26 protein-coding genes are annotated in these 26461 nt (G+C 64.2%); 16 read left to right on the top strand and 10 right to left on the bottom strand.

Annotation, left to right across the window (positions count from 1 at the left end; genetic code table 11):
• Nucleotides 1–2: 2 nt before the first annotated feature.
• The 4 genes from atpD to B5483_RS04940 form a co-directional block, all read right to left on the bottom strand.
• Nucleotides 3–1460, bottom strand: a complete 1458-nt coding sequence (gene atpD, locus B5483_RS04955; RefSeq protein WP_054948043.1) for a F0F1 ATP synthase subunit beta — start codon at nucleotides 1458–1460, stop codon at nucleotides 3–5.
• Nucleotides 1461–1484: 24 nt separating this feature from the next.
• A complete protein-coding gene (locus B5483_RS04950; RefSeq protein ID WP_054948044.1) occupies nucleotides 1485–2360 on the bottom strand; it encodes a F0F1 ATP synthase subunit gamma in 876 nt (291 codons plus the stop codon).
• 66 nt (nucleotides 2361–2426) lie between these two features.
• Entirely contained in the window at nucleotides 2427–3956 is a 1530-nt protein-coding gene (atpA, locus tag B5483_RS04945) for a F0F1 ATP synthase subunit alpha (RefSeq protein WP_054948045.1), read from the bottom strand.
• A 13-nt stretch (nucleotides 3957–3969) separates the two neighbouring features.
• Nucleotides 3970–4524 (bottom strand): F0F1 ATP synthase subunit delta, encoded by a 555-nt coding sequence (locus tag B5483_RS04940; RefSeq protein WP_054948046.1) that lies wholly within the window; start codon nucleotides 4522–4524, stop codon nucleotides 3970–3972.
• Between the two features lie 200 nt (nucleotides 4525–4724).
• Between B5483_RS04940 and B5483_RS04935 the strand changes: the two genes are divergently transcribed.
• Together B5483_RS04935 and ada are read left to right on the top strand one after the other, a co-directional pair.
• Entirely contained in the window at nucleotides 4725–5234 is a 510-nt protein-coding gene (locus B5483_RS04935; RefSeq protein WP_342743637.1) for a DUF1203 domain-containing protein, read from the top strand.
• The gene (gene ada / locus B5483_RS04930) at nucleotides 5231–6283 is read left to right on the top strand and encodes a bifunctional DNA-binding transcriptional regulator/O6-methylguanine-DNA methyltransferase Ada (RefSeq protein WP_079729621.1); all 1053 of its coding nucleotides are present in this window, start codon (nucleotides 5231–5233) and stop codon (nucleotides 6281–6283) included. Before B5483_RS04935 ends, ada begins: the two co-directional genes overlap by 4 nt.
• A gap of 1 nt (nucleotide 6284) precedes the next feature.
• On the opposite strand, the gene B5483_RS04925 is transcribed toward ada, so the two are convergent.
• The gene (locus B5483_RS04925; RefSeq protein ID WP_079729620.1) at nucleotides 6285–8450 is read right to left on the bottom strand and encodes a primosomal protein N'; all 2166 of its coding nucleotides are present in this window, start codon (nucleotides 8448–8450) and stop codon (nucleotides 6285–6287) included.
• Nucleotides 8451–8502: 52 nt separating this feature from the next.
• Between B5483_RS04925 and B5483_RS04920 the strand changes: the two genes are divergently transcribed.
• From B5483_RS04920 to B5483_RS04890, 7 genes are all read left to right on the top strand, one after another.
• Entirely contained in the window at nucleotides 8503–9210 is a 708-nt protein-coding gene (locus B5483_RS04920) for a DUF4197 domain-containing protein (RefSeq protein ID WP_245828817.1), read from the top strand.
• A 101-nt stretch (nucleotides 9211–9311) separates the two neighbouring features.
• Entirely contained in the window at nucleotides 9312–9962 is a 651-nt protein-coding gene (gene fsa / locus B5483_RS04915) for a fructose-6-phosphate aldolase (RefSeq protein WP_079729619.1), read from the top strand.
• Between the two features lie 32 nt (nucleotides 9963–9994).
• Nucleotides 9995–11809 (top strand): cobaltochelatase subunit CobT, encoded by a 1815-nt coding sequence (cobT, locus tag B5483_RS04910; RefSeq protein WP_054948050.1) that lies wholly within the window; start codon nucleotides 9995–9997, stop codon nucleotides 11807–11809.
• Nucleotides 11809–12471, top strand: coding sequence for a nitroreductase (locus B5483_RS04905; protein ID WP_054948051.1), 663 nt, complete (start codon nucleotides 11809–11811; stop codon nucleotides 12469–12471). Before cobT ends, B5483_RS04905 begins: the two co-directional genes overlap by 1 nt.
• A gap of 28 nt (nucleotides 12472–12499) precedes the next feature.
• Nucleotides 12500–13408: a DMT family transporter gene (locus B5483_RS04900; RefSeq protein WP_079729882.1), complete on the top strand. Its 909-nt coding sequence runs from the start codon at nucleotides 12500–12502 to the stop codon at nucleotides 13406–13408.
• A gap of 594 nt (nucleotides 13409–14002) precedes the next feature.
• Complete coding sequence (gene cysS, locus B5483_RS04895; protein WP_079729618.1) at nucleotides 14003–15454, top strand: cysteine--tRNA ligase; 1452 nt, start codon at nucleotides 14003–14005, stop codon at nucleotides 15452–15454.
• Nucleotides 15455–15722: 268 nt separating this feature from the next.
• Entirely contained in the window at nucleotides 15723–17396 is a 1674-nt protein-coding gene (locus B5483_RS04890; protein WP_054948053.1) for an acetolactate synthase large subunit, read from the top strand.
• 27 nt (nucleotides 17397–17423) lie between these two features.
• Here B5483_RS04890 and B5483_RS04885 read toward each other — a convergent pair whose 3' ends face one another.
• Together B5483_RS04885 and B5483_RS04880 are read right to left on the bottom strand one after the other, a co-directional pair.
• Complete coding sequence (locus B5483_RS04885) at nucleotides 17424–17777, bottom strand: hypothetical protein (RefSeq protein ID WP_079729881.1); 354 nt, start codon at nucleotides 17775–17777, stop codon at nucleotides 17424–17426.
• A gap of 19 nt (nucleotides 17778–17796) precedes the next feature.
• Nucleotides 17797–17985, bottom strand: a complete 189-nt coding sequence (locus B5483_RS04880; RefSeq protein WP_079729617.1) for a hypothetical protein — start codon at nucleotides 17983–17985, stop codon at nucleotides 17797–17799.
• Between the two features lie 103 nt (nucleotides 17986–18088).
• Between B5483_RS04880 and B5483_RS04875 the strand changes: the two genes are divergently transcribed.
• Together B5483_RS04875 and B5483_RS04870 are read left to right on the top strand one after the other, a co-directional pair.
• Entirely contained in the window at nucleotides 18089–18724 is a 636-nt protein-coding gene (locus B5483_RS04875) for a LexA family transcriptional regulator (RefSeq protein ID WP_054948055.1), read from the top strand.
• Nucleotides 18725–18796: 72 nt separating this feature from the next.
• Nucleotides 18797–19471, top strand: a complete 675-nt coding sequence (locus tag B5483_RS04870) for an MBL fold metallo-hydrolase (RefSeq protein ID WP_054948056.1) — start codon at nucleotides 18797–18799, stop codon at nucleotides 19469–19471.
• A gap of 4 nt (nucleotides 19472–19475) precedes the next feature.
• Here the strand turns inward: B5483_RS04870 and B5483_RS04865 are convergent, their stop codons facing one another.
• Entirely contained in the window at nucleotides 19476–19868 is a 393-nt protein-coding gene (locus B5483_RS04865) for an MAPEG family protein (protein ID WP_054948057.1), read from the bottom strand.
• Between the two features lie 165 nt (nucleotides 19869–20033).
• On the opposite strand from B5483_RS04865, the gene rpmF reads away from it, so the two are divergent.
• The 5 genes from rpmF (at nucleotide 20034) to B5483_RS04840 (ending at nucleotide 23102) form a co-directional block, all read left to right on the top strand.
• Nucleotides 20034–20213 (top strand): 50S ribosomal protein L32, encoded by a 180-nt coding sequence (gene rpmF / locus B5483_RS04860; RefSeq protein WP_013833797.1) that lies wholly within the window; start codon nucleotides 20034–20036, stop codon nucleotides 20211–20213.
• A 28-nt stretch (nucleotides 20214–20241) separates the two neighbouring features.
• Nucleotides 20242–21303: a phosphate acyltransferase PlsX gene (gene plsX, locus B5483_RS04855; RefSeq protein ID WP_054948058.1), complete on the top strand. Its 1062-nt coding sequence runs from the start codon at nucleotides 20242–20244 to the stop codon at nucleotides 21301–21303.
• Nucleotides 21300–22274, top strand: coding sequence for a beta-ketoacyl-ACP synthase III (locus B5483_RS04850; protein ID WP_079729616.1), 975 nt, complete (start codon nucleotides 21300–21302; stop codon nucleotides 22272–22274). The genes plsX and B5483_RS04850 overlap by 4 nt, the downstream gene beginning before the upstream one ends.
• A 113-nt stretch (nucleotides 22275–22387) precedes the next feature.
• On the top strand, nucleotides 22388–22684 hold the full coding sequence (locus B5483_RS04845; RefSeq protein ID WP_007015066.1) for an integration host factor subunit alpha: 297 nt from the start codon (nucleotides 22388–22390) through the stop codon (nucleotides 22682–22684).
• Between the two features lie 13 nt (nucleotides 22685–22697).
• Nucleotides 22698–23102, top strand: a complete 405-nt coding sequence (locus B5483_RS04840) for a MerR family transcriptional regulator (RefSeq protein ID WP_054948060.1) — start codon at nucleotides 22698–22700, stop codon at nucleotides 23100–23102.
• Nucleotides 23103–23152: 50 nt separating this feature from the next.
• On the opposite strand, the gene B5483_RS04835 is transcribed toward B5483_RS04840, so the two are convergent.
• Together B5483_RS04835 and B5483_RS04830 are read right to left on the bottom strand one after the other, a co-directional pair.
• A complete protein-coding gene (locus B5483_RS04835) occupies nucleotides 23153–23698 on the bottom strand; it encodes a SixA phosphatase family protein (RefSeq protein ID WP_079729615.1) in 546 nt (181 codons plus the stop codon).
• Between the two features lie 19 nt (nucleotides 23699–23717).
• Nucleotides 23718–26432, bottom strand: coding sequence for an ATP-dependent DNA helicase (locus B5483_RS04830; protein WP_079729614.1), 2715 nt, complete (start codon nucleotides 26430–26432; stop codon nucleotides 23718–23720).
• Between the last annotated feature and the right edge of the window lie 29 nt (nucleotides 26433–26461).

Below are 26461 nucleotides of genomic sequence, written 5' to 3'. Positions count from 1 at the left end.
ACTTACGCGTCCTCAGCCAGCTTCTTGGCCTTGGCAATGGCCTCTTCGATGCCGCCGACCATGTAGAAGGCCGCTTCCGGCAGGTGGTCGTACTCACCGTCGACAACGGCCTTGAACGACTTGATGGTGTCTTCGAGCTGGACGAACTTGCCCGGAATGCCGGTGAAGACTTCGGCCACGTGGAACGGCTGCGAGAGGAAGCGCTGGATCTTGCGCGCGCGGGCGACGGTCAGCTTATCCTCTTCCGAGAGCTCGTCCATGCCGAGAATGGCGATGATGTCCTGGAGCGACTTGTACTTCTGCAGGGTCTCCTGGACCTTGCGAGCGGTTTCGTAGTGCTCCTGGCCGACAACGCGGGGCTCAAGCACGCGCGAGGTCGAGTCGAGCGGGTCGACGGCCGGATAGATGCCGAGCTCGGAGATGGCGCGGTTCAGCGTGGTCGTTGCGTCAAGGTGCGCGAACGAGGTCGCCGGCGCCGGGTCGGTAAGGTCGTCCGCGGGAACGTAGATGGCCTGGACCGAGGTGATCGAGCCCTTGGTGGTCGAAGTAATGCGTTCCTGCAGGGCGCCCATGTCGGTCGCCAGGGTCGGCTGATAGCCCACGGCCGAAGGAATACGGCCGAGCAGAGCCGACACTTCCGAACCCGCCTGGGTGAAGCGGAAGATGTTGTCGACGAAGAACAGAACGTCCTGGCCTTCCTGGTCGCGGAAGTACTCGGCCATGGTCAAGCCCGAGAGAGCGACGCGAGCGCGGGCGCCCGGGGGCTCGTTCATCTGACCGAAAACGAGGGCGACCTTCGAACCTTCCGAAGTGGCGTTGCCTTCGGCGTCCTTGGCGATAACGCCGGCGTCGAGGAACTCGTGGTAGAGGTCGTTACCTTCACGGGTACGTTCACCGACGCCCGCGAAGACCGACACGCCGCCGTGGCCCTTGGCGATGTTGTTGATCAGTTCCTGGATGAGAACCGTCTTGCCCACGCCGGCGCCGCCGAACAGGCCGATCTTGCCGCCCTTGGCGTAAGGCGCGAGAAGGTCGATGACCTTGATGCCGGTGACGAGGATCGCGGCTTCGGTCGACTGGTCGACGAATTCCGGAGCCTTGGCGTGGATCGGGGCCGACTGCTCGGCACCGATCGGGCCGCGCTCGTCGATCGGCTCACCGACGACGTTCATGATGCGGCCGAGGGTCTTGGGACCGACAGGGACCGAGATCTGGGCGCCGGTGCTGACGACGTCCTGGCCGCGGGTGAGGCCGTCGGTGCCGTCCATGGCGATGGTGCGGACAGTGTTCTCGCCGAGGTGCTGGGCAACTTCGAGCACGAGCTTGCGACCGTTGTTGTCGGTCTCGAGCGCGGAGAGAATTGCGGGCAGCTCGCCTTCGAAGGTCACGTCGACGACGGCGCCGATGACCTGGCTGATCTTGCCGGTAGTGGTCTGGTTGAGCACGGGTGCGGTGGCCATTTTGGTTTCCTTGCCTGCGATGTCTTAGAGCGCTTCCGCGCCCGCGATGATTTCGACGAGTTCGGTGGTAATCGCGGCCTGGCGGCTGCGGTTGTACTGGATGGTAAGCTTGTTGATCAAATCGCCAGCGTTGCGGGTCGCGTTGTCCATGGCGGTCATGGACGCGCCCTGCTCGGAAGCGGCGTTTTCAAGCAGTGCGCCGAAGATCTGCGTGCGCAGGTAGCGCGGCAGCAGGGCAGCGAGGATGTCTTCCTCGTCCGGTTCGTACTCGACCACGGCGTCGCTTTCGGCAACGGCGGCCTTGGGTGCGGGGACCGGAATGATCTGCTGGCTGGTCGGCTCCTGGACGAGCGCCGAGCGGAACTTCGAGTAGAACAGGTGCGCGATGTCGAACTGACCGTCCTCGTACATGGCGACGAGTTCGTTCGCGACCTTCTCGGCCTCGTTGAAGCCCGGATCACGCACGTCGGTGGTGTCGAACATCTTGGCGATCTGCTTGGGGTACTCGCGCTTGATTACCGCGCGGCCCTTGCGGCCGATGAGGTAGAAGAGCACGGTCTTGCCCTGTGCTTCCAGTTCCTTCGCCTTGACGCGGGCGGCCTTGACGATGTTCGCGTTGAACGCGCCGCACAGGCCCTTGTCCGAGTTCGCGACGACGAGCAGGTGGATCTGGTCGCTGCCGGTGCCGGCGAGCAGCTTGGGGCTGTTGTCGCTGACCGTGATCTTGCTGGCGAGCGAGCCCATCACCTCGGCGAGGCGCGAAGCATAGGGACGCGCGGACTCGGCCGCCGCCTGCGCCTTGCGCAGCTTGGCCGCGGCGACCATCTGCTTGGCCTTGGTGATCTTCTGGGTCGATTTGACCGAGTTGATGCGGCCTTTGAGTTCCTTGAGCGAAGCCACTCGTTTCTCTCCTTGTTCCGCTCCGGCTGCCTCGCGGGCAGACCGGAACGGAAGATCAGGTCAATCTCAGGCGAACTGCTTGGCGAACGCGTCGAGCGCTGCCTTGGTCTTCGCCTTGGCTTCGTCGCCGAAGTCCTTGGTCGTGCGGATCAGTTCGAGCACGTCGGCGTGCTTTTCGTGCATGAAGCTGAGCATTTCAGCTTCGTACTCGGTGACCTTGGAGACCGCGATGCCGTCGAGGTAGCCGTTGGTGCCGGCGAAGATCGACACGGTCTGCTCTTCGAAGGCCAGCGGCGAGAACTGCTTCTGCTTGAGCAGCTCGGTCAGGCGCGCGCCGCGGTTGAGCAGCTTCTGGGTCGAAGCGTCGAGGTCCGAACCGAACTGCGCGAAGGCAGCCATTTCGCGGTACTGGGCGAGCTCGAGCTTGATCGAGCCGGCGACCTTCTTCATCGCCTTGGTCTGAGCCGAACCGCCGACGCGCGACACCGACAGACCCACGTTGATGGCCGGACGGATGCCCTGGTAGAACAGGCCGGTTTCAAGGAAGATCTGGCCGTCGGTGATCGAGATCACGTTGGTCGGAATGTAGGCCGAGACGTCGCCTGCCTGGGTTTCGATGATCGGCAGGGCGGTCAGCGAGCCGGCGCCGTTGTCGTCGTTCATCTTGGCCGCGCGCTCGAGGAGGCGGCTGTGCAGGTAGAAAACGTCGCCCGGGTAAGCTTCGCGGCCCGGCGGACGGCGGAGCAGCAGCGACATCTGACGGTAGGCGACGGCCTGCTTGGAAAGGTCGTCGTACACGATGACGGCGTGCATGCCGTTGTCGCGGAAGAATTCGCCCATCGCGGCCCCGGTGTAGGGCGCGAGGTACTGCAGCGGAGCGGGTTCCGAAGCGGTTGCGGCGATGACGATGGAGTATTCCATCGCGCCGTTTTCTTCGAGCTGACGCACGATCTGCGCGACGGTCGAGCGCTTCTGGCCAACGGCGACGTAGATGCAGTAGAGCTTCTTGCTCTCGTCGTTGCCCTTGTTCGCATCCTTCTGGTTGATGAAGGTGTCGATGGCAACGGCGGTCTTGCCGGTCTGACGGTCACCGATGATCAGCTCGCGCTGGCCACGGCCGACGGGAACGAGGGCGTCGATGGCCTTGAGGCCGGTCTGCACGGGCTCGTGAACCGACTTGCGCGGAATAATGCCCGGAGCCTTGGTTTCGACGAGGCGACGCTCGGTGGCTTCGATCGGGCCCTTGCCGTCGATCGGGTTGCCGAGGGCGTCGACCACGCGGCCGAGCAGGCCCTTGCCGACGGGGACGTCGACGATGGTGTTCGTGCGCTTGACGGTGTCGCCTTCCTTGATCTCGGCGTCCGAGCCGAAGATCACGACGCCGACGTTATCGGCTTCGAGGTTGAGCGCCATGCCCTGCACGCCGTTGGCGAACTCGACCATTTCGCCGGCCTGCACCTTGTCGAGGCCGTGAATGCGGGCAATGCCGTCACCGACCGACAGAACCGAGCCGACTTCGGAAACCTGGGCTTCGGTGCCGAAGCTGGCGATCTGGTCCTTGATGACCTTCGAGATTTCTGCTGCGCGGATATCCATTGTTCTGCCTTTCTTAGCCCTTCATGGCCTGGGCGAGCGAATTGAGACGGGTGCGGATCGAGCTGTCGATGCGCTTGGAACCGATAGTGACGACAAGGCCGCCGAGCAGGTCGGGATCGACGCTCGTCTTGACCTTGACCTTGCGGCCTTCGCGAACTTCCAGCTTCTGGCGCAGCTGTTCGACCTGTTCGTCGGTCAGCGCATGAGCGGACGTGATGTCGGCGGTCGCTTCGCCGCGCTGGGCGGCTGCGATCGCGGCGAAGGCGCGAATGATCTCGGGCAGGGCGGAGAGGCGGCGGTTGGCCGCAAGCACGCCCAGGAAATTCTTGGTGAGGTCCGAAAGGCCCAGAACGCCGCTGACGGCATCGACAACCTTTCCGGCGGCCTCGCGGCTCACCTGCGGGTTGCGAATCAGTGCTGCGAAGTCAGCGCTCTCGCCGATCGCCTGACCGACTTTCTCAAGGTCGGACTCAACCGCCGAAACGGTGCCGTTCTCGCTGGCAAGATCGAATAGCGCCGAAGCGTAGCGCCCTTGCAAGCTGGCTTTTATGCCGCCGGAATTCTCCACGCGTGTTCTTTCCTTACATCGGGTGGGCTGGGGCACTGTTACGGACGTGCGCAAGTAACGCACCCCCCGGCCCGCAGACGGGGCGCGCATAGCGACGATATTGTCATGATGCAAGGCACCCGAAGGTGCTTGGAGACAATGCTGCGAAAAGCGGTTTAAAAGCAAGGCGCGGGAAGCGGTGGTTCTGCAGGGGTGCAACTATGGCGGAAACAGCCGTGGAGTTGCCTGCGATGACGTACCGAATCATGGGTCTGCCGAGATCTTCGTTCGCTCCCTATTTTTCGTTGGATGGACAGGAATTGGCGCGAATAGGGGGGCTGCGGCTAGTCGCTGACGCGGATCGGGGGTTTCCGTGCCGGATTAGCCTGCGCGATGCCGACAGGGGCGAGAGCGTGCTCCTGCTCAACTTTGTCAGCCATCCGGTGGATAATCCCTATCGCACCACCCATGCTATATTCGTTCGTGAGCTTGCCCAAGAGTGCGAACCTTATGTCGATTGCCTGCCTCCCGTATTCGATGGGCGGCATCTGTCGCTGAGGGGATTCGCGCAGGACGGCATGATGGTCGATGCCCTGCTTGTTGGCCCTGGGAAGGTGGAAGACGGCATCGACCGGCTCTTCGCCAATCGTGACGTGGCTTGCATCCATGTGCACAATGCCGCCTATGGATGTTTCGCAGCGCGCATAGAGCGCCATGGAGCGGATCAGTGAGCCTTGCAGAAGCCGGATTGAACGAGGAGCGCGCCTGGCAGGCGGTGCTCGAGCGCGACCGGAAGTTCGACGGTCGGTTCGTGACCGGGGTACTGTCGACCGGCATCTATTGCCGCCCGTCCTGCTCGGCGCGCCATCCCCGGCGCGAGAACGTGCGCTTCTTCGAGGAGGCTCGCGCAGCCGAGGCAGCGGGGCTTCGTCCGTGCCTGCGCTGTCGACCCGGTGACGTCTCGCGCGATGAAGAGGCTCTCCGGGTGGCCATCGGCCGGATCAAGGAGGCAGAGCAGGCACCTTCGCTAGAGGAGCTTGCCGAACTGACAGGATATAGCCCGACCCATTTTCAGCGCCTGTTCAAGCGTGCGGTCGGGTTGTCGCCGGCAGCCTATGCGCGCGCACTGAAGCTGCGCCGGGCAGGCGATGCGATGAGCGGAGGAGCGAACGTGACAGAGGCCATCTACGAGGCGGGTTTCGGTGCTTCTTCTCGATTCTACGAAGCCAGCGAGGGAAAGCTGGGCATGAGCCCTTCGGCGTGGCGTGACGGGGGCAAGGGCGTGACGATCCACTGGGCGGTGGTCCCGACCAGCCTTGGCGAGATGCTCGTGGCCGCCACGGGCAAGGGCGTGTGCAGACTGTCCTTCGCGGAAGCACTTGAGGACCTGGTCGCCCGCTTTCCCAAGGCCACGCTGGTGGAAGGCGGCGAGGAATTCGCAGGCCTTCTGCGTCGGGTCGTTGCCGCGGTCGAGCAGCCGGGCGATTCCCGCAGCATTCCTCTCGACGTTCAGGGTACCGCCTTCCAGGAGGCGGTCTGGCAGGAACTGCAGCGGATACCTGCGGGCGAGACGCGTACATATGCGCAGATCGCAGCGGCCATCGGCAAGCCCGCGGCGGTACGTGCGGCGGGCTCGGCCAATGGCGCGAACAATGTCGCCGTCCTCATCCCCTGCCACCGAGTGATCCGGTCAGACGGTTCGCTTGGCGGTTATGCCTATGGCGAAGCGATCAAGCGCGAACTGCTCAAACGCGAGCGGGAAGCGCCGGACCGGGGCTAGGTCACACGAAGCTGTAGGGATCGATGTCGATATGGACGCGCACGCCGCGCGGGAATTCCAGCGGGTCGAGCCATTCGCGCAAGTAGCGCTGCAGTTCCGCCGAGCGCCGCGCGTTGATCAGGAGGCGGAAGCGGTGGCGTCCGCGCAGCAGTGACAGCGGGGCAGGCGCGGGGCCGAGGACGAGCATGTCGGGATGGTCGGGCGCGGTGCCGCCGATGGCGCGGGCGGCGGACTGGGCTTCGGACAGGTCTTCCGATGAGACGATAATCGCGGCCCAGCGCCCGAACGGCGGCGCGCCTGCATCGCGGCGGGCCTCGGTCTCGGCCGCGTAGAACGCATCGCGGTCTCCCGCGGCCAGCGCCGCGATCACGGAGGCTTCCGGATGGCGGGTCTGGATCAGCACTTCGCCCGGCTTCTCGCCACGCCCGGCGCGCCCGGCGACCTGTGCGACCTGCTGGTAGGTGCGCTCTGCCGCGCGCAAGTCTCCGCCTTCCAGGCCGAGGTCGGCATCGACGACGCCGACCAGTGTCAGCTCGGGGAAGTGATAGCCCTTGGTGACGAGCTGGGTCCCAATGATCACGTCGATCGCGCGGCCCTCGGCCATTGCCACGAATTCGGCGATCGCTTCGGGATTGTTCATGGTGTCCGAAGTGACCAGCGCCGTGCGGGCCTCGGGCAGGATCTCGGCGACTTCGTCGGCAATACGCTCGACGCCCGGTCCGCAGGCAACGAGGCAGTCGGCAGTCCCGCAATCGGGGCAGGCCTCCGGGACCGGCGTTTCGTGGCCGCAGTGATGGCAGGCCAGGCGCTGCGAGAAACGATGTTCGACCAGCCAGGCGGTGCAGTTGGGGCACTGGAAGCGGTAGCCGCAATTGCGGCAAAGGGTGAGCGGGGCATAGCCGCGCCGATTGAGGAACAGCAGCGACTGCTCGCCGCGCGCCAGTCGTTCCTTCATTTCATCGACGAGACGCGGGGCGAGCCAGCGTCCGCGCTCGGGCGGCTCCTGGCGCAAGTCGAGAATGTTGATCTGCGGCAGCGTCGCGCCGCCGAAGCGGTCCGGCAGATCGATCTTGCGATAGACCCCGGCTTCGGCAAGCTGCATCGATTCGAGCGCGGGCGTCGCGCTGGCGAGGATGACCGGGATCTGCTCGAACTTGGCGCGAATCACGGCCACGTCGCGGGCATTGTAGCGTACGCCGTCGTCCTGCTTGAACGAGACCTCGTGGGCTTCGTCGACGACGATCAGCCCCAGCTTGGGATAAGGCAGGAACAGGGCCGAGCGCGCGCCGACGACGACTTGCGCTTCTCCGAAGGCGATCGCGCGCCAGGCGCGGCGGCGTTCGCTGGCCTTGAGCGAAGAGTGCCACTGCACCGGCGAGACTCCGAAGCGCTGCTCGAAACGGCGCAGAAAGTTCTCGGTCAGGGCGATCTCGGGCAAGAGTACAAGGATCTGCCGGCCTTCGCGGATCGCCTCTGCCACGGCTTCGAAATAGGTTTCGGTCTTGCCCGAGCCGGTCACGCCGTCGAGCAGGAAAGGAGCGAACTTGCGGGCCTTCACTGCTTCAACGAAGGTGTCGGCGGCCTTGCGTTGGCCTTCGCTGAGTTCGGGCTGGTCGAAGTCGGGCAGGGCCGGGGGATAGGGGCGGTCGAGGTCGACCGTCACCGGCTCCAGCAGCCCGGCGCCCACCATGCCACGCAGGACGCCCTCGGAGACGCTGGCCAGTTCGGCCAGCTCGCGGATCGATGCCTGCTCGCCCTGCAGTGCATCGAGCGCCACTGCACGCTGGGGCGTAAGGCGCTTGGGTTCCTCGCCGGAAAGGCGATACTCGGTCGTCGTGCCGCCGCCCCGCAGTGCTGCGCTGCTGCCCAGTGCCATACGGGCAACGGAGGATAGCTGCGCGCAATAGTAGTCGGCCGTCCATTCGATCAGGCGGCGCAGCCGGGCGGGCAGGGGCGGTACCGGCAGCACTTCCAGAAGCGGGCGCAACTTCGCGTCGGGCACTTCCTGCGCGCTCAGACGTTCCGGTTCCCAGACAATGCCGAGTACCTGCCGCGGACCGAGCGGACCTACGACCACGGAGCCGGGCTCCACGGTCATCCCTTCGGGAACGCTATAGTCGAGGACGCCCAGCGCGGCGTTGAAGACAAGGAGTCGGACACGGTTCATCTGCCGGGGCATATAGGCATCCGGTCCCGTGAAGGTGAAGGAGCATGCGATTGTGAATTGGGGATCGAATGAAATCGGGGGTGAACTGCAGGCGATCGTGACCGGGCGGCGCGCGGTGCTGGGTGGTATCCTGGCAGGCGCTGCGCTGACCTTGCCGGGCTGTGCCTCGCTCGGCCCGCCCAGCTATGTCGAAGTGGTGCGCCGGTTGCTCGAGGCTTCGACCCGGCAGGCATTCGCCCGGCTGACCCAGCCGGACGGCTTCTGGGACAGCGCCGTGGCGCGAATCGACATGCCGGTGCTGTTCGGCAAGACCGGGACGCTGCTCTCGGGTATACTGCGCAGCAACCTGTTCCGCGAAAAGCTGCAGCACCAGCTCAACAACCTGGCTGAGGACGGTGCCCGCAAGGCAGCGCCCGTGGTCGCCGATGCCGTGCGCCACATCTCGATTTCCGATGCCATTGCCCTGCTGCGCGCGGGCCATTCCGGCGCGACGACATATCTGCGCGACCAGATGGGGCCGGCCCTTGTCAACGCGATGATCCCGGAGCTCGACCGCGCGATGCGGATAGCCGACGATCCGTTCCTCAGTGAGGCGATATCCTCTCTGACCGGGGTGAACATCGCCGACGCCGCCCATGCCCTTGCGCTCGAGGCGGACAATGCGATCTGGTACGAGATCGGGGCCGCCGAATCGGAAATTCGCGAAAATCCGGAGGCGACGCACGATCCGGTGCTGATTGCCGGGCTCAAGCTCCTGTAGGCCTAGCCGCAGGAGGCGTGCTTCCCTATAGCGGCGCCAGAATCGCCGTATCGGGCCAGAATCGCCCGTGCGGCTCCCTGCCTTGCCGATAGGAACACGCCATGAAGTTTTTCGTCGACACCGCCGACACTGCCGATATCGCCGAGCTTGCCGAAACCGGCCTGCTGGACGGCGTCACCACCAACCCATCGCTGATTGCCAAGTCCGGCCGTGACTTCATGGAAGTCACCAAGGAAATCTGCGGTCTCGTCGATGGTCCGGTTTCGGCCGAAGTCGTCGCTCTCGACCATGAAGGGATGATGCGCGAGGCCGAAATCCTGCGCAAGATCGCCGACAACGTTTGCATCAAGGTGCCGCTGACGATCGACGGCCTGAAGACCTGCAAGAAGCTGACCTCGGACGGCACCATGGTCAACGTGACCCTGTGCTTCTCGGCCAACCAGGCGCTGCTGGCCGCCAAGGCAGGTGCGAGCTTCATCTCGCCCTTCATCGGTCGCCACGACGACAACGGTCTCGACGGCATCTCGCTGATCGAGGACATCCGCCTGATCTACGACAACTACGCATTCGAGACCGAGATCCTCGCGGCCTCGATCCGTCACCCGATCCACCTGCTGCAGTGCGCGAAGATCGGTGCCGACGTCGCTACGATGCCGCCCGCCGTCATCAAGGGCCTGTTCAAGCACGTCCTGACCGACAAGGGCATCGAAGGCTTCCTTGCCGACTGGGCCAAGACCGGCCAGACTATCTGAGTATCCACCCTGTTTCCTAAGGTTCCTTCCCGTTGAGTGACGAGACCCCAGCCGACCGCTTCAAATCCGTTCTGGCAGGCGCATCGCGCGCCATCGCCCATGAAAAGGAGATCGAGGTCAACTGGACGGCCGATGCGCCAAGCTCGACGGGGGGAACCTTCAGGGTACCCATGCCCGGACGCAACCTGCCGCGCGGAGCGGCGATGCAGGCCCGCGGCTATGCCGACAGCTTCGCGCTGAAGGTGCGCCACCACGACGACAGGTTGCACCAGCGTCATGCTCCCGCCGAACCCTCGGCACGGGCATGTTACGACGCGGTCGAGATGGTGCGCTACGAGGCGCTTGGCTCGAACCGCTATTCCGGGATGCGCGAGAATCTCGATGCATCGCTGGAGGCGCGCATCGCCTCCGATCCCATTTCCCGCGCCGAATCGCGTGACCAGGTGCCGCTGCAGTCGGCGCTGGCGCTGATGCTGCGCGAAAAGCTCACCGGACAGCCGATCCCCGAGATTGCGCGCCCGGGCGTCGACATGATCCGCGACTGGATCGAGGAGAAGGCCGGCGGCGATATCGAGGCGCTGGCCGATTCGATTGGCGATCAGCAGGCTTTCCAGAACCTCTCGCTCGACATGCTCCAGCACCTCGAGCTGACCCGCGCCGAGGAAATCGAGCAGCCGCCCGAGGACTCCGACGATCTCGACGGCGACGAGGAAACCGAACAGGAAGAAGACGGCGCCGACGCGGGCGAGGAGCAGCAGCCGGCGGAAATGGCTGCCGAACCCAGCCAGGGAGAAGACGAGGGCGAAAGCGAATCCGATGGCGAGGCCTCGGACGACATGCAGGAGGCCGAGGAAGGCCAGGACGGCGAGGAGGGCATGCTTCCCGTCCGTCCCAACCGGCCCTGGACGGACATTCCAGACAGCTTCGACTACAAGGTCTTCACCGAGGCCTTCGACGAGGTGGTCGGCGCTTCGGAACTGTGTGACGAGGAAGAACTGACGCGCCTGCGCGCCTATCTCGATGCGCAGCTCAAGGGGCTGCAGGGCGTGGTCACGCGCCTTGCCAATCGCCTCCAGCGTCGCCTCATGGCCCAGCAGAACCGCTCCTGGGACTTCGACCAGGAAGAGGGGCTGCTCGACGCCGCGCGGCTCGCCCGCGTGGTTGTATCGCCCGGACAGTCGCTGTCCTACAAGGTGGAGCGCGACGTCGAGTTCAAGGATACCGTCGTGACCCTGTTGCTCGACAACTCGGGTTCGATGCGCGGACGGCCGATCTCGATTGCCGCGATCAGCGCCGACGTGCTCGCACGTACGCTGGAGCGCTGCGGCGTGAAGGTGGAGATTCTCGGCTTTACGACACGAGCCTGGAAGGGCGGGCAGAGCCGCGAGGCATGGCTGGCGAACGGCAAGCCTGCCAGCCCGGGCCGCCTCAACGACCTGCGGCACATCATCTACAAGAAGGCCGATGAGCCCTGGCGCCGTGCGCGCAAGAACCTCGGCCTGATGATGCGCGAGGGGCTGCTCAAGGAGAACATCGACGGCGAGGCGCTGCTCTGGGCGCACAACCGCATGCTCGCCCGGCCCGAGGATCGCCGCATCCTCATGGTCATTTCAGACGGTGCGCCGGTCGACGATTCCACGCTGTCGGTAAACAGCGCAGGGTATCTCGAGGCGCACTTGCGCAAGGTGATCGAGTGGATCGAGGCGAAATCGCCGGTCCAACTCGTCGCCATCGGCATCGGGCACGACGTGACCCGTTACTATCGCCGCGCGGTGACGATCATGGACGCCGAGCAACTCGGCGGCACGATGATCGAACAGCTCGCCGGCCTGTTCGAGGAAGAATGATGAAAGTATCCGAGGCTGTCGCCAGCCGCCGCTCGATCCGCGCGTTCCGCGATGAAGCGGTCGGGCTCGATGTGATCCGCCGCGTATTGGACCGGGCGCGCATGACGCCGTCGGGCTGCAATTTCCAGCCCTGGCAGGCCACCGTACTGGCCGGCGAACCGCTCAAGGCCCTGCAGGAAAAGATGCTGGCGTCCGCGCCGCAGGACCCGATCGAGTACAGCTTTTCCGAACCAAACCAGTCGCCCCGCCACCTGGCCCGGCTGCAGCAGGTCGGTGCCAGCATGTATGGCGCGCTCGGTATCGAGCGCGAGGACGCCGAAGCCCGCGAAGCCTTCACGCGGGCGAACATCTTCTCTTTCGGCGCGCCGGCGTTGCTGGTCTGCTATTTCGAGCGCTTCATGGGGCCGCCGCAGTGGTCGGACGTGGGCATGTGGTTGCAGTCGATCATGCTGCTGCTGCGCGAGGAAGGGCTGGACAGTTGCCCGCAGGAATGGATGTCGCTCTATGCCCGTGTAATCAAGGAGCACATCGGCGTTTCCGACGAGACGCACATCCTGTTCTGCGGCCTGGCCATCGGCCACCGCGACGAGGATGCACCTGTCAACCGGTTCGAGCGCGACCGGGTGCCACTCGACGAACAGGTAAGCTTCCTCGGCTTCTGATCGTGGTTTGATCGCTTCCGGGGGGATGATGACAGATTCAACGTTGCTGTGGGTGCCGTTCACCCTTGCCGCGGCGCTCGCCCAAGTGCTGCGCAACGCGGCGCAATCGCGGCTGGCTTCGCGGATCGGGACCGTGGGCGGAACGCAGGTGCGTTTCATCTACGGCTTGCCGCTTGCGATCCTCTTCCTGGGGATTTTCCATTTCGCGACCGGGGAAGGGCTTGCAGCCGTTCCGATCGATGCGTTGGCATGGTCGGCCGTGGGTTCGGTGACCCAGATCGTGGCGACTGCGCTTATGCTGGTCGTCATGCAGAAGCGCGACTTCGGTGTCGCCTATGCCTATATCAAGACCGAACCGGTAACGGTCGCGGTCCTCGGCTTTGCCCTGATCGGTGACCGACTTCCGCTCGGCAGTTGGCTGGCGGTCCTGGTGGTGACCTTCGGCGTCGTCATGGCCTCGTTGCGGCCGGGGGACGGCGGAGCGAAGCTGTTCGAGGTGAAGCCGCTGGCAGTGGGCGTCGTCAGTGGTGCACTCTTCGGGTTGACCTCGATCTGCTTTCGGGCCTCGATCGAAGCCGTCCCGGAGGGCAGCTTCATGCTGCGCAGCCTCCTGATGCTGGTGGTTTCGCTGGGAATCCAGTCCTCCGTCCTCGTTGGCTGGTTCGTGCTGCGCGACGCTTCGGGCTTCTTCGGCTCCATTCGCGAATGGCGATTGTCGGTCACGGGCGGAGCGTTGGGTGCACTCGCCTCCGCCGGATGGTTCATCGGCTTCTCGCTGACTGCCGCCGCCAATGTGCGCACGCTGGCCCTGATCGAAATGCCCATCGTCGCCCTCGTCTCACGCAAACTTTCCGGACGCTGGCTGACGGCACGCGAATGGGCCGGTTTCGTGTTGATCACGGTGGGCGTCGCTTTGCTGATGGTATCGCACGCCTGAGCCGCCCGCGATCGCAGGCCTGTCAGTAGGCGCAGATTGTCCTACCCAACGGGCCCCGTCTTCTCGGCTGCGTTGGGCTCCACCCCAGCGAGAAACAGTGCCCGCGCTGCTCAAGCCACTGACTTCCGCCTGGTTCGGACCGGTGACCGCAACTGTTATGAGCGATATCTCGTGTATCAGCGGCATATGGTCCGGACGCTTGATCGAGAATGTGCCGCCAGCTTGCTGCAGGAAGAGGCACGCTCCTTCGTAGTCGCCATCGTCGACAAGGACCCTGCACCGGGCATCGCGCCAGCCTACCGGCGCTTGCATCAGGGATGCCTTGGAGGAAGCAGCCGCATCTGTGGATTGAAGCGAAGATGCCTGCGATATCCGTTTCGAGGATGAAGGCGGACCACCAACCGGTTGGTGGTACGCGCTCAGCAGGCACAAAGCTGTGGCCATCCAACCCAGTCGATCTGTGAATGGCGGCAATCCGCTATCTGTGAATCTGAGTGACATCTGCGTGTAGCGCTCCGTCAGCGTGCCTCGATCCCGCAGCGCCCCACGCATGCACCTTGACTGCCACGTATCGCCGCCTAATGCCCCTCGGCCATGACCGATGCCCATGCACTGACGCTGTTCAACAGCCTGACCCGCCAGTTGGAACCGTTCCAGCCCGTCCATGAGGGCGAGGCGCGGGTCTATTCGTGCGGGCCGACGGTCTACAACTACCCGCATATCGGCAACATGCGTGCCTATGTCTTTGCCGACATCCTCGGGCGTACGCTGAGCCACAAGGGCTACAGGCTCACCCACGTCATCAACATCACCGATGTCGGCCACCTGACCGACGATGCCGATGCCGGTGAGGACAAGATGGAGAAGATGGCAGCCGAGAAGGCGCAGTCCATCTGGGACATCGCCCGCCACTATACCGAGGCATATTGGGCCGACATCGCAGCGCTCAACATTCGTCAGCCCGCCCAGTGGTCGGTAGCGACGGAATACGTGCCGCAGATGATCGAGTTTGCGAAGCAGATCGCCGACAAGCACTGCTACGAGATCGACAGTGGCCTCTACTTCGACGTCTCTACAGTGGCTGACTACGGCCGTCTGGCCCGAGCCGTGACGGAGGAGGGCGAGGGGCGCATCGAGGCCGTCGACGGCAAACGCAATGCGGCCGACTTCGCGATCTGGCGCAAGACTCCGGCGGGCGAGAAGCGCCAGATGGAATGGGATTCGCCGTGGGGTCCGGGCGCGCCGGGCTGGCACCTGGAATGCTCGGTCATGTCGGGCAAGTTGCTTGGCTTCCCCTTCGATATCCACACCGGAGGAATCGACCACCGCGAGATCCATCACCCGAACGAGATCGCGCAGAACCAGGCTTTCTGCTGCACCAACGGGCTCGACATTCCCGCCAATTCGGGGGCGCGCGTATGGATGCACAACAACTTCCTCGTCGAGCGCTCGGGCAAGATGAGCAAGTCCTCGGGCGAGTTCCTTCGCCTGCAACTCCTGATCGACAGGGGCTATCACCCGCTCGCCTACCGCATGATGTGCCTGCAGGCGCATTACCGTTCGGAACTGGAGTTCTCGTGGGATGGCCTCGGTGCTGCCCTTACCCGCCTGAAGCGCATGATCATGGCCGCCGAACGCCTTGCCGACGTTGAAGCCGGAGCGCCTTCGCACCCCAAGCTCGCGGCGATGATCGAGACCTTCGAAAAGGCGATGTCCGAGGATCTCAACACCCCGGTCGCATTGACGGCGCTGGAAGACGTGCTTGCTGCGAAGAAGGTCGATCCCGCGGCCAAGCGCGCGGTGGTGGAGGCCATGGATGCGGTGCTCGGCCTCGGCCTCTTCGGAACGTCCCGCGCCGATCTGCGTCTGCGCCCGAAGAACGCGGTCATCTCCGAAGCGGAAATCGAGGCTGCGCTGGCGGCGCGCAAGAAAGCACGGGCCGCAAAGGACTTTGCCGCCTCCGATACCCTGCGCGACGAACTTGCCGCGAAAGGCGTCGAGGCGATGGATGGCGATCCGCTTGGCTGGGAGTGGAAGCTGGGCTGAGCCCGGCCTTCGCCTGGCCCCCGTCGCTTGGCGGCGCCGGCGGGCGGTACGCGGACTTCATGGTCCATTGACTGGTCAGCGGCGCCCGCTGCGCGTCTCGCTGTTCCGTGCGCGCAACTGATTTTGCCGCTTTAGCCCTATTTAAAGGAAGAGGTCGCTAGCCCATTCATCAGGGCGCAGGCTGCGCCGGAATGCGTATTTGCGCATGACGCGAGACCGGATAGTCCTATACCGGCTCTGAAAAAAACCAGGAACGGGGAAAGCGGAAATGGCAGAGGGCGACAAGCGCAAGGCTTCAGATCTTTTTATCGAGTGCCTTGAAGAGGAGGGCGTCGAGTACATTTTCGGCGTTCCCGGTGAAGAGAACCTCGATTTTCTCGACTCGCTTTCGCGATCGGAGAAGATCAAGCTCATCCTGACCCGGCATGAACAGGGTGCAGGCTTCATGGCGGCTACCTACGGACGGCATACCGGCAAGACCGGCGTGTGCCTTTCGACCCTGGGGCCGGGCGCGACCAATTTCGTGACTGCCGCGGCCTATGCGACGCTCGGCGGCATGCCGATGCTGATGATTACTGGCCAGAAGCCGATAAAGAAATCGAAGCAGGGCCGTTTCCAGATCCTCGACGTCGTGTCGATGATGGGGCCGATCACCAAGTATGCGCACCAGATGGCGTCCTCGGACAACATCCCGAGCCGTGTGCGCGAAGCCTTCAGGATCGCCGAAGAGGAAAAGCCGGGCGCGACGCACATCGAACTGCCCGAGGATATCGCCGACGAGCACACCGATTCGCGTCCCGTGCGCCGTTCGATCGTCCGCCGCCCGACGGCTGACGTGAAGTCGATCGCCCAGGCCGTCGAAGCTCTGCAGAACGCGAGAAAGCCGCTGCTGGTGATCGGTGCCGGTGCGAATCGCAAGATGACCAGCAAGATGCTGGGCGAATTCGTCGAGAAGACCGGCATTCCCTTCCTCACTACCCAGCTCGGCAAGGGCGTGATCGATGAGCGCCATCCCAAGTTCCTGGGCTGTGCGGCGCTTTCGGCCGGGGACTTCGTCCACCGCGCCATCGAGGACGCCGACTGCATCCTCAATATCGGGCACGACGTGATCGAGAAGCCGCCGTTCTTCATGCACAACGACGGCACGCGCGATGACCGCGTCGTCGTCCATATCTCGACCAAGACGGCCGAAGTGGACCCGGTCTACTTCCCGCATATCGAGGTGATCGGCGATATCGCCAATGCCATGTGGCAGATCAAGGAAGCGATCGTGCCGTCGGAGAAGTGGAACTTTGACGCCATGCTCGGCTTCCGCAAGGCCGAGGTGGAGCACACCGCGAAGCTGGCGGCCGACGAACGCTTCCCGATCTTCCCGCCGCACCTCGTGCAGCAGGTGCGTGATGCGATGCCCGACGATGCCATCATCTGCCTCGACAATGGCGTCTACAAGATCTGGTTCGCCCGCGGCTTCTGTGCCTGCAAGCCCAACACCGTCCTGCTCGACAACGCGCTGGCGACGATGGGGGCAGGGCTTCCTTCCGCGATGGCGAGCGCCATGGTCTATCCCGAGCGCAAGGTCATGGCGATCTGCGGCGACGGCGGGTTCATGATGAACAGTCAGGAGCTGGAAACCGCGGTACGCCTCGGCCTGAACCTGACCGTGCTGATCCTCAATGACAATGCCTATGGCATGATTCGCTGGAAGCAGGCGAACATGGGCTTTGCCGACTTCGGCCTGACCTACAACAACCCCGATTTCGTCAAGTATGCCGAAAGCTATGGCGCCAGGGGCTACCGGGTGGAAAGCGCGCAGCACCTCAATGAACTGCTGGCCCATTGCCGCGATACTCCCGGCGTTCACGTGATCGACTGTCCGGTCGACTACTCGGAGAACGACCGCATCCTGAACACGGAGATCAAGGATCTGTCCCGGGCGCTCTGAGCGCCCGGAGACAGGTTTTTGCCTCGATCAGCCCTCCTCTAGCAGGAGCAGTTCGGCCTCGACCGTCATGCGCGGTTCGGGGCCGTTCTCGTGATCGACGCCGGTGATCGTGGCATCGGCGACGAGGTGGCCGGGGATGGCGAACTCATGATCGGGCAGGGAAGCGATGAGCGCTTCTCCGGCGTCGACCGCGCGCTCACCGGCAAACGACAGGGCGATGCTGTGGCGGCTGCCCGAAAAGGTGGCGCTGCTCCAGGGCCGTTCCCCATGCCGCAGCAGTTCCGCTTGCGGGCCGGCGAGAGTGAGGACGTCGGACAGGAGCTTCAGCCAGGGGCCGCGCCGGGCCGATCCTGAAGCGCGGGCTCGCAGCGTGTCGAGCATCGAGCGGTCTGAAGCGGGGTCAATGCGCATGATTGGTCTCCTGGTAGTTTTGCATGAATTCCTCGACCCGTGCCGCTGTGGCGGCGCGGGGAATGCGGCCATTGCGCAAGTCGGCCACGAAGCGCGGGTCCTGTGCCGCGAGCCGCCCAAACTTGGTGCAGGGCATGTCCGTCTGGCGCAGGAAGCGTTCGATCTGACGCAAAAGCATCGATCCTGATCCTTTCCGTGTTGGATTCGTTTGCGTTGTTCATGATATGTTCCAATCGAAATCCTACTTGTCTAGGAAATTTCCTTCACCTACGGATTACAAAATGGACATGACCGATCCCCGCGGAGCGCTGCTGGAACTGGCCGAGAAACGTGGCGTCAGTCTCTCCGCCCTGTCGCGAATGCTCGGAAAAAATCCCAGTTATCTCCAGCAGTTCGTTCGCAAGGGCAGCCCGCGAAAGCTGGAGGAAGGCGATCGCGGAAAGCTCGCGCGGTTTTTCGGGGTGGACGAATCGCTCCTGGGACAGCCGAAGGAAATTTCTTCCAAGAGGCGTCAGGACTGGGTCGATGTGCCCAGACTTGCGGTCGACGCTTCGGCCGGCGGTGGTGCCTTCGCCGTTGAGGAGGAGCTGGTGGGCTCGATCCGTTTTTCCCCGCGCTGGCTGCGCGGCATGGGGCTCGATCCCGGTGCGCTGAGCGCGATTGCCGTGGCCGGCGATTCGATGGTGCCGACCTTGCAGGACGGCGACGAGATACTTGTCGACCGCACAGTGCGTGGCCTTCGCGAGGGCATTCACGTCGTACGACATGAAGGGAACCTGCTGGTCAAGCGGATCGAGCGCGGTCCGAACGGGCGCATTCGGCTCATCAGCGACAACAAGGTCTATGAGCCCATCGAATGTTCGGCGGACAGCATCGACGTGATCGGGCGTGTGGTCTGGAAGGGCGGCCGGCTTTAGAAGTGGCGCCTGATCGCCAGCGTGTTGGCTGGACGGTTGCAATCGCAGAGATTGGCCGCCATTTCCCGTCCCATGACCCAGACCGAACCGCCGATGCGCGTGGGAATCATTCCCGTCACCCCGCTCCAGCAGAACTGCACGCTATTGTGGTGTACCAAGACCATGCGCGGGGCGTTGGTCGATCCCGGCGGCGATCTCGACAAGTTGAAGGCCGCACTGGAGAAAACCGGTGTGACGCTGGAAAAGGTGCTGGTCACGCACGGGCACCTCGATCACTGCGGCATGGCAGGCGAACTCGCCAAGGAAATGGGCGTGCCGATCGAAGGGCCTCAGGAAGAGGATCGCTTCTGGATTGCCCAGCTCACTGACGACGGACCGCGCTGGAACATGGACGCGCATACGTTCGAGCCTGACCGCTGGCTGGAGAATGGCGATCAGGTTCAGGTCGGCGAACTGACGCTCGATGTCTATCATTGTCCGGGGCATACGCCCGGACATGTCGTGTTCCATCACGCGCCCAGCAGGTTCGCCATGGTCGGCGATGTCCTGTTCCAGGGCGGCATCGGGCGCTGGGACTTTCCTCGCGGGAATTACGACGATCTGATCGAATCGATCACCACGCGTCTCTGGCCGCTGGGTGATGATGTGACTTTCGTGCCCGGCCATGGCCCCGTCAGCACCTTCGGCGACGAGCGCCGCCACAATCCCTACGTCAGCGACGCGGCGCTTTCACGCCGCGCGTCCTGACGGATCAGAGACGGCCCAGCGCGATCAGGATCGCCACCACTGAAAGGCCCAGCAGGGTTAGGACGGTCACGATGATTCCGCCCGCGCGAAGGAGGTTCGCGTCCGACCTGTCCATGCCGAAGGCGTGGGCGACGCGCGCGGCCATATATATGGCGCCCACGATCGCCAGCCAGGAACCGGCCTTGCCGCTCATTTCGATCGCCGCGATCAGGATGAGGACGAAGGGCGTGTTCTCCACGAAATTGAGCTGCGCGCGCATCCGGCGCGCGATTGCTTCATTGCCGCCGTCTCCGTGCAGGACCTTGGCCGCCATGCGCAGTCTGCCGACCCGCGTGAGCAGCCAGAAATTGATGACCGCAGCAGCAGCGGCAAGGCACAGAGTCGTCTGTAGAATCATCCCGGGCATCTCCCCCAATGTGGTTTTGGCTACATGAGGGAGGTATCAACGGGTTGCAACTCGTGAGAAATCGGTTATAGGCGCGCCTTCGCAAGCCGCCGGTTCCGGGTGACGGTTCCCGGCGGCCTTTTTGACATTAACGCATTTCCAGGAACAGGTGCCAAAATGGCTGTCCCTAAGAGAAAAACGACCCCGTCCCGCCGGGGCATGCGCCGCAGCCATGATGCCCTCAAGGTTGAAGCGTTTCATGAGTGCCCGAACTGCGGCGAGCTGAAGCGTCCGCACAACCTCTGCAACGCTTGCGGCCACTACAACGGTCGCGAGATCGTCGCGGTCGAAATCTAAGACCTCAGACGAAGTTCGGAGATTGCCCATGACTCTGCCGCGTATCGCTATCGATGCGATGGGCGGCGATGAGGGCGTGCGCGTCATGATCGAGGGCGCGGCACTCGCGCGCCGTCGCCATGACCGTTTCAATTTCCTCCTCGTCGGCGACGAGACGCGGATCAAGGCCGCGCTCGAGGATCACCCGAACCTTCGCGGTGCATCGGAGATCCTGCACACCGAAGGTGTGATCAGTGGCGAGGACAAGCCGAGCCAGGCCCTGCGCCGCGCGAAGGGTACGTCCATGGGGCGTGCCATCGCTGCGGTGAAGGCCGGCGACGCGGGGGCAGCCGTCAGCTCCGGCAATACCGGCGCGCTGATGGCGATTTCCAAGCTGACCTTGCGCACGATGCCGGGCATCGATCGTCCTGCGCTTGCGGCTCTCCTGCCGACGCTGGGCGACAACGACGTGGTCATGCTCGACCTCGGTGCCAATACCGAGTGCGACAGCCGCAATCTCGTCCAGTTCGCGATCATGGGTGCTGCCTATGCCCGCGTGGCGACGGGCCGCGAACAGCCGCGCCTGCGACTGCTCAACATCGGTACAGAAGAGATCAAGGGCACGGAACTGCTGCGCGATGCAGCGGCAACGCTCAAGGCAGCGGCCGGTGACCTTTCCATGTCCTTCGACGGCTTCACCGAGGCGGACAAGGTCTGCCGCGGCGATGTCGATGTCGTCGTGACTGACGGTTTTTCGGGCAATATCGCCCTCAAGGCGGTTGAAGGGACGGCGCGATTCGTCGGCGACCTTCTGCGCCGCAGCTTCTCCAGTTCGCTGCGATCCAAGATCGGGTTCCTGATCTCGCGACCGGCGACCGAGTTGCTAAAACACCATCTCGACCCCAATAATCATAATGGCGCCGTGTTCCTTGGCCTGAACGGCATCGTCGTGAAAAGCCATGGCAGCGCGAATGCTGCGGGCGTGGCCAATGCCGTTGCGCTGACTGCGCGGCTCCTGGAGGAAAATGTGACCGAGCGGATCACTGCCGACCTAGCACGCGTAGGCGAAGCCTCGCTGCGCATGCCCCGGAACCAGGAAGAGCGGGCATGACCCGGCGCTCGGTTCTGATCGGCACCGGTTCGGCCCTGCCACGCCGCGCGGTGAGCAATGCCGAACTGGCGGCACAGGTCGACACCAGCGACGAATGGATCGTCGAGCGCACGGGCATTTCCAACCGCCATATCGCAGCGCCCGACGAAACGACTTCCAGCCTTGCCACCGATGCGGCGCGCAAGGCGATCGAAGCGGCAGGCATCGATGCGGCATCGATCGACCTCATCATCCTGGCAACCGCCACGCCGGACCAGACCTTCCCTGCTTCGGCAACGATCGTTCAGAACAACCTCGGTTGCGGCGGGGGCATCGCCTTCGACGTCGCTGCAGTGTGTTCCGGCTTCCTTTATGCCGTGGGCGTAGCCGATTCGATGCTGCGTTCCGGCATGGCCAATCGTGCCCTCGTCATCGGCTCGGAAACCTTCTCGCGCATTCTCGACTGGGAAGACCGGACGACCTGCGTGCTCTTCGGTGACGGCGCCGGCGCAGCGATTTTCGAGGCGCAGGAACAGGGCGATAGCGACAAGCCCCGCGGCATTCTGGCATCGCGCCTGCATGCCGATGGTGCGCACAACGAATTGCTCTATGTCGATGGTGGTCCTTCGACTACCGGGACTGTCGGCAAGTTGCGCATGAAGGGCCGCGAAGTATTTCGCCACGCGGTTGTGAACCTGGCCCAGGTTCTCAACGAAGTGCTTGAAGACGTTGGGCTTCAGTCTTCGGACATCGACTGGCTGGTGCCTCACCAGGCCAATGCCCGTATCCTTGATGCGACGGCCAAGAAGCTGGGCCTGCCGGTTGAAAAGGTCGTCATGACTGTTGGCCAGCACGCCAATACTTCGGCTGCTTCGGTGCCGCTGGCCCTCGATCAGGCCGTTCGCGATGGCCGAATCCGTGAAGGCGATCTCGTCGTCCTAGAAGCCATGGGCGGCGGGTTCACCTGGGGCGCGAGCCTGCTGCGAGTCTGAGAACCTACCCCCTAAGGTTTATCTGCGTTCATTAATTGACGTAGGATTGCCTTTTTCCCTGTTAAATCATATTATCAGCGCGGGGGTTGGCGCTCAGAGGGGAAGCGGGTTCGATGGGCTCAACGGATACATTGACGCGAGCTGAGATCGCGGAAGCGATCCACAAGAAGCTAGGTCTGTCGCGCGCGGAGTCGCTGGCGATGGTCGAGGCTATTCTTCAACACATGTCGACGGCGCTCAGTTCGGGCGAGAACGTCAAGATTTCGGGATTCGGCACATTCCTGTTACGGGACAAGGGCGAACGTATCGGCCGCAATCCCAAGACCGGGGTGGAAGTGCCGATCACGCCAAGACGGGTTATGACATTCCGGGCGAGCCAGATGCTGAAAGACAGGATCGCCGGAGACTGAAGGAACAGAGCCGATGAATACCTTTTCCGACATCCCGGTTTTCGATGACGGAAAAGATCCGGAGGCTCTGCGAACCATCGGTGAGGTCAGCAAGGCGCTGGGCATACGTCAGCATGTCCTGCGCTACTGGGAAGAGCAGTTCCCATCGCTTCAGCCTGTGAAACGCAGCGGCGGTCGGCGGTATTATCGTCGTGAGGACGTGGCGCTTGTGGTCGAGATCAACCGTCTCGTCCACCAGGAAGGCTACACGCTACGCGGTGCACGCAAGGCGATCGAGGATCAGGATTCCCAGCCGGCGCCCACTGCGATCGTGACGCCTGACGTCAAGCCGCAGGTCCCGGACGCGGCAAGCGATGCCATCATCGGTGAGCTCAGGCAGATTCGTGCGCAACTGGCAGCAGCACTGGCGGTAGCCTGAGACGCCTTGCGTCTCTTGCCTCGCGTTTACCCAGCTTTCGACAAATTCGGTCAGTCGGTGAGGCTCGGTCCCAGTTCGGGATCGAGATCCCTCGGCCGGACGAGGTGGACGATCCGGGCGCAGTTCTCGTCGATATCGTCCCAGCTCTCGATATCCAGTTCCAGCACGGCGTAGGCTGCGGTCGGGAACTTCTCCTCGACGATGTCGCGCAACGGGCTGCTGCCATCGTCGGGAACGAGATCGAAGATCAGGTCCTCAAGTCCCGGGTTGTGGCCGATCAGCATGATCGAGGCGGGATCGCCTTCCTGTTCGCGCAGGAGGTCTATCAGCGTTGCCGAGTTGGCGAGGTAGATCCGGCGATCCCACGTGACCGGCGGCGACAATCCGGCCGCTTCGGAGGCAAGTTCGATCGTCTGGGTGACGCGAACCGCAGGTGAGGCCAGCACGCGCTTCCACGTCCTGCCGTCATTGCGGATATGCTCGCCCATGATTGCCGCCCCCTTGCGGCCACGCTTGTTGAGGGGCCTGTCGAAGTCACGCAGGCGCGCATCGTTCCAGTCCGACTTTGCGTGGCGAAAAATGCCGAGGGTCTTCATCAGTCAGGCAAGCTCGTATTCAGGGCCGGGCGGCGTGATCGGGTCTATACGCTTCTTCTGAAGCATTGGCAGCGACCCGATGTAAAGCCTCCTCCAGAGAAATCCGCAGGACGGGCGTCCCTTCGGGAAAGGCGCTCAGCAGACGTGAGGGGAATGCAGCAGAAAGTACGACGAAATGGCCGTGGTCGTCGCGGCTGCGGATGAGGCGTCCAAAAGCCTGGGCCAGTCGGGCGCGGATGATGCCATCGTCATAGCTGCCACCGCCACCGGCAAGTCGCCGGGCGCGATGCAGGATGGTCGGTCGCGACCAGGGTACCTGCTCCATCACCACCAGTCGCAACGAGTCTCCCGGTACGTCGACACCGTCGCGCAAGGCATCGGTACCCAGCAACGAGGCTGCCGGATCGTCGCGGAAGATATCGACCAGCGTGCCGGTGTCGATCGGGTCGACGTGCTGTGCGTATAGAGGCAGGCCGGTGCGGGCGAGTCGGTCGGCAATGCGGCCATGCACGGCGCGCAGGCGCCGGATCGCCGTGAAGAGGCCCAGTGCCCCGCCGTGCGAGGCCTCGATCAAACGCGCGTAGGCCGCCGCAAGGGCCGGAATGTCGCCGCGCGGGACGTCGGTGACGATCAGGACTTCGGCTTGCTTTGCATAGTCGAAGGGGCTGGCATGGGCGGAGAGGCGCGGGGTCACGCCGATGTGTTCGACGCCGGACCGGGCCACCGCCTTGCCCCAGTCGTCGCCGTCGCGCAGCGTGGCCGAGGTCATGACGACGCCGTGCGCCGGTTCGAGCACCACTTTGGCAAAGGGCTTCATCGGATCGAGCCAGTGACGGTGAATGCCGATGTCGAACTCACGCGCTTCCGAACGGTCGACTGCCAGCCAGTCGACGTATTCCGGATCGGCCGGACCGCCCAGGCGGTCGAGCAGGGCTTCCCATGCCGCAAGCAGGTCGATGCGCCAGGACAGCGAGTGGCGGGCACCCTCGATACGGGCGCGACCCTGGCCGTCCAGCCAGTCGGGCGAATCTTCCAGCAGGGCTTCCAGCCGCATGCCGAGTCGCATCAGCGGCTGGCGCAAGTCGGCAAGTGCTTCGCGCGCGGCTTGCGAGACTTCGATGAAGGTGCCGTCGAGGCCCGCAGCTTCGGTTTCCAGACCGTACCCGGCTTCCTGTCCGCCGCTCTCGTCTCGGGCATAGACGGTGGCCCGTACCGATGCGAGCAGGTCCTCGAGCGGTCCGGACGGCGCGCCTTCGTTGATCCGTTGCATCCAGCCGTCCCCGGGCAGGGCCTCTGCGGCGGCCCGTGCGGCGGCGATGGCCTTGGCGCCGGCCTCGTCGTAGCTGACGATGTCGGCAAGCCGGGCGGAGAGACCGCGCCGTCGGCCGCGCGAGGCCTTCTCAGGTCCGATCACCCAGCGGCGCAGCTCGATCGTCTCGCTGCCCGAAAGTGCCGCCGCGAACGTGGAGTCCGCGGCGTCGAAGACATGGTGACCCTCGTCGAACACGATGCGGGTGGGGCGGGCGGCGTGATCGCGACCGCGCGCGGCATTGACCATGACGAGGGCATGATTGCCTATCACGAGATCGGCCTGCGCGCTGGCCCGCGATGACCGCTCGATGAAGCATTTGCGGTAGTGCGGGCACCCGGCATAGACGCATTCGCCGCGCCGGTCGGTGAGGGCAGTGATGCCGCGCTGGCGGAACAGGGTACCGAGCCAGCCCGGAAGATCGCCGCCGATCATGTCGCCGTCGCGGGTATATGCCGCCCAGCGCGCGACGAGCTGGGCAAGGATCGCGGCGCGTCCGGCAAAGCCGCCCTGCAGTGCATCCTCGAGGTTCAGCAGGCACAGGTAGTTCTCGCGCCCCTTGCGCACGACAACGGGCTGGCTGCCGTCGGGCCGACGTTCCGGCCACGCGCGGCGGCTTTCCTGCCGCAGTTGGCGCTGCAGGGCCTTGGTATAAGTCGATACCCAGACGGTGCCGCCCGACTGGGCGCTCCACAGCGAGGCGGGGGCGAGGTAGCCCAGGGTCTTGCCGATACCGGTTCCGGCCTGAGCCAGCAGCACATTGGGCTGCCCCGATGCCTTGCGCGGCGAGAATGCGGCGGCGGACTGGGCGGCATAGGCGCGCTGTCCTTCGCGCTGCTCGGCCTTGGCGCCGGTCAGCGTCTGCAACTGTTGCAGGACATCCGCTTCGCTCAGTTCGACCTGCCGGGGCTGGGGCTGGTCAGCAGTTTCTTCCCACTCAGGCAGGCGCGTAAAGAGCCAGCGCTCGGCGCGTTGGGGTTTGGCGATGCGCGTGCCCAGCAGCGTGGCCCATGGCCAGCGCATGCGCACCAGCGATTGCAGGGCCGTCCAAGCGCCTTCGCGTTCCGGCCATTCCGGGCTCTCGCAAGTCTCCAGTAACTTGCCGGCTGCTTCCTGCAACAGGCGCGGGACATCGGGTTCGCCGTCCGGTTCGGTCAGGTCGAGGGCATGGGCCAGACCCTTGGGCGTGGGTACGACAAAGCGGGCGGGATGCACGAAGGCGAAGAGTTCGAGCAGGTCGAGCCCGGATAGGTCGGGATAGCCGAGGCGGGTTGCCAGCAGCGGGGCGTTCAGGATCAGCAGCGGCGTATCGGCCGCGGCCATCATCGCTTCGCCCTTTGAGACGGTCCGCGTCCCCGCGTTGCCGTCGCGCAGCCAACTGCCGCCGTGACTGGCGTGCAGTGCGGGTAGGGGAAGCGCGGACATGATCGGGTCTTAGGGATGACGGGCAGGAT

It is taken from the genome of Novosphingobium mathurense, from assembly GCF_900168325.1.
In the GTDB taxonomy this organism is placed as follows: domain Bacteria; phylum Pseudomonadota; class Alphaproteobacteria; order Sphingomonadales; family Sphingomonadaceae; genus Novosphingobium; species Novosphingobium mathurense.
The sequence above is the reverse complement of the archived record's forward strand: the minus strand, read 5'-3'. Positions and strand labels throughout refer to the sequence as shown.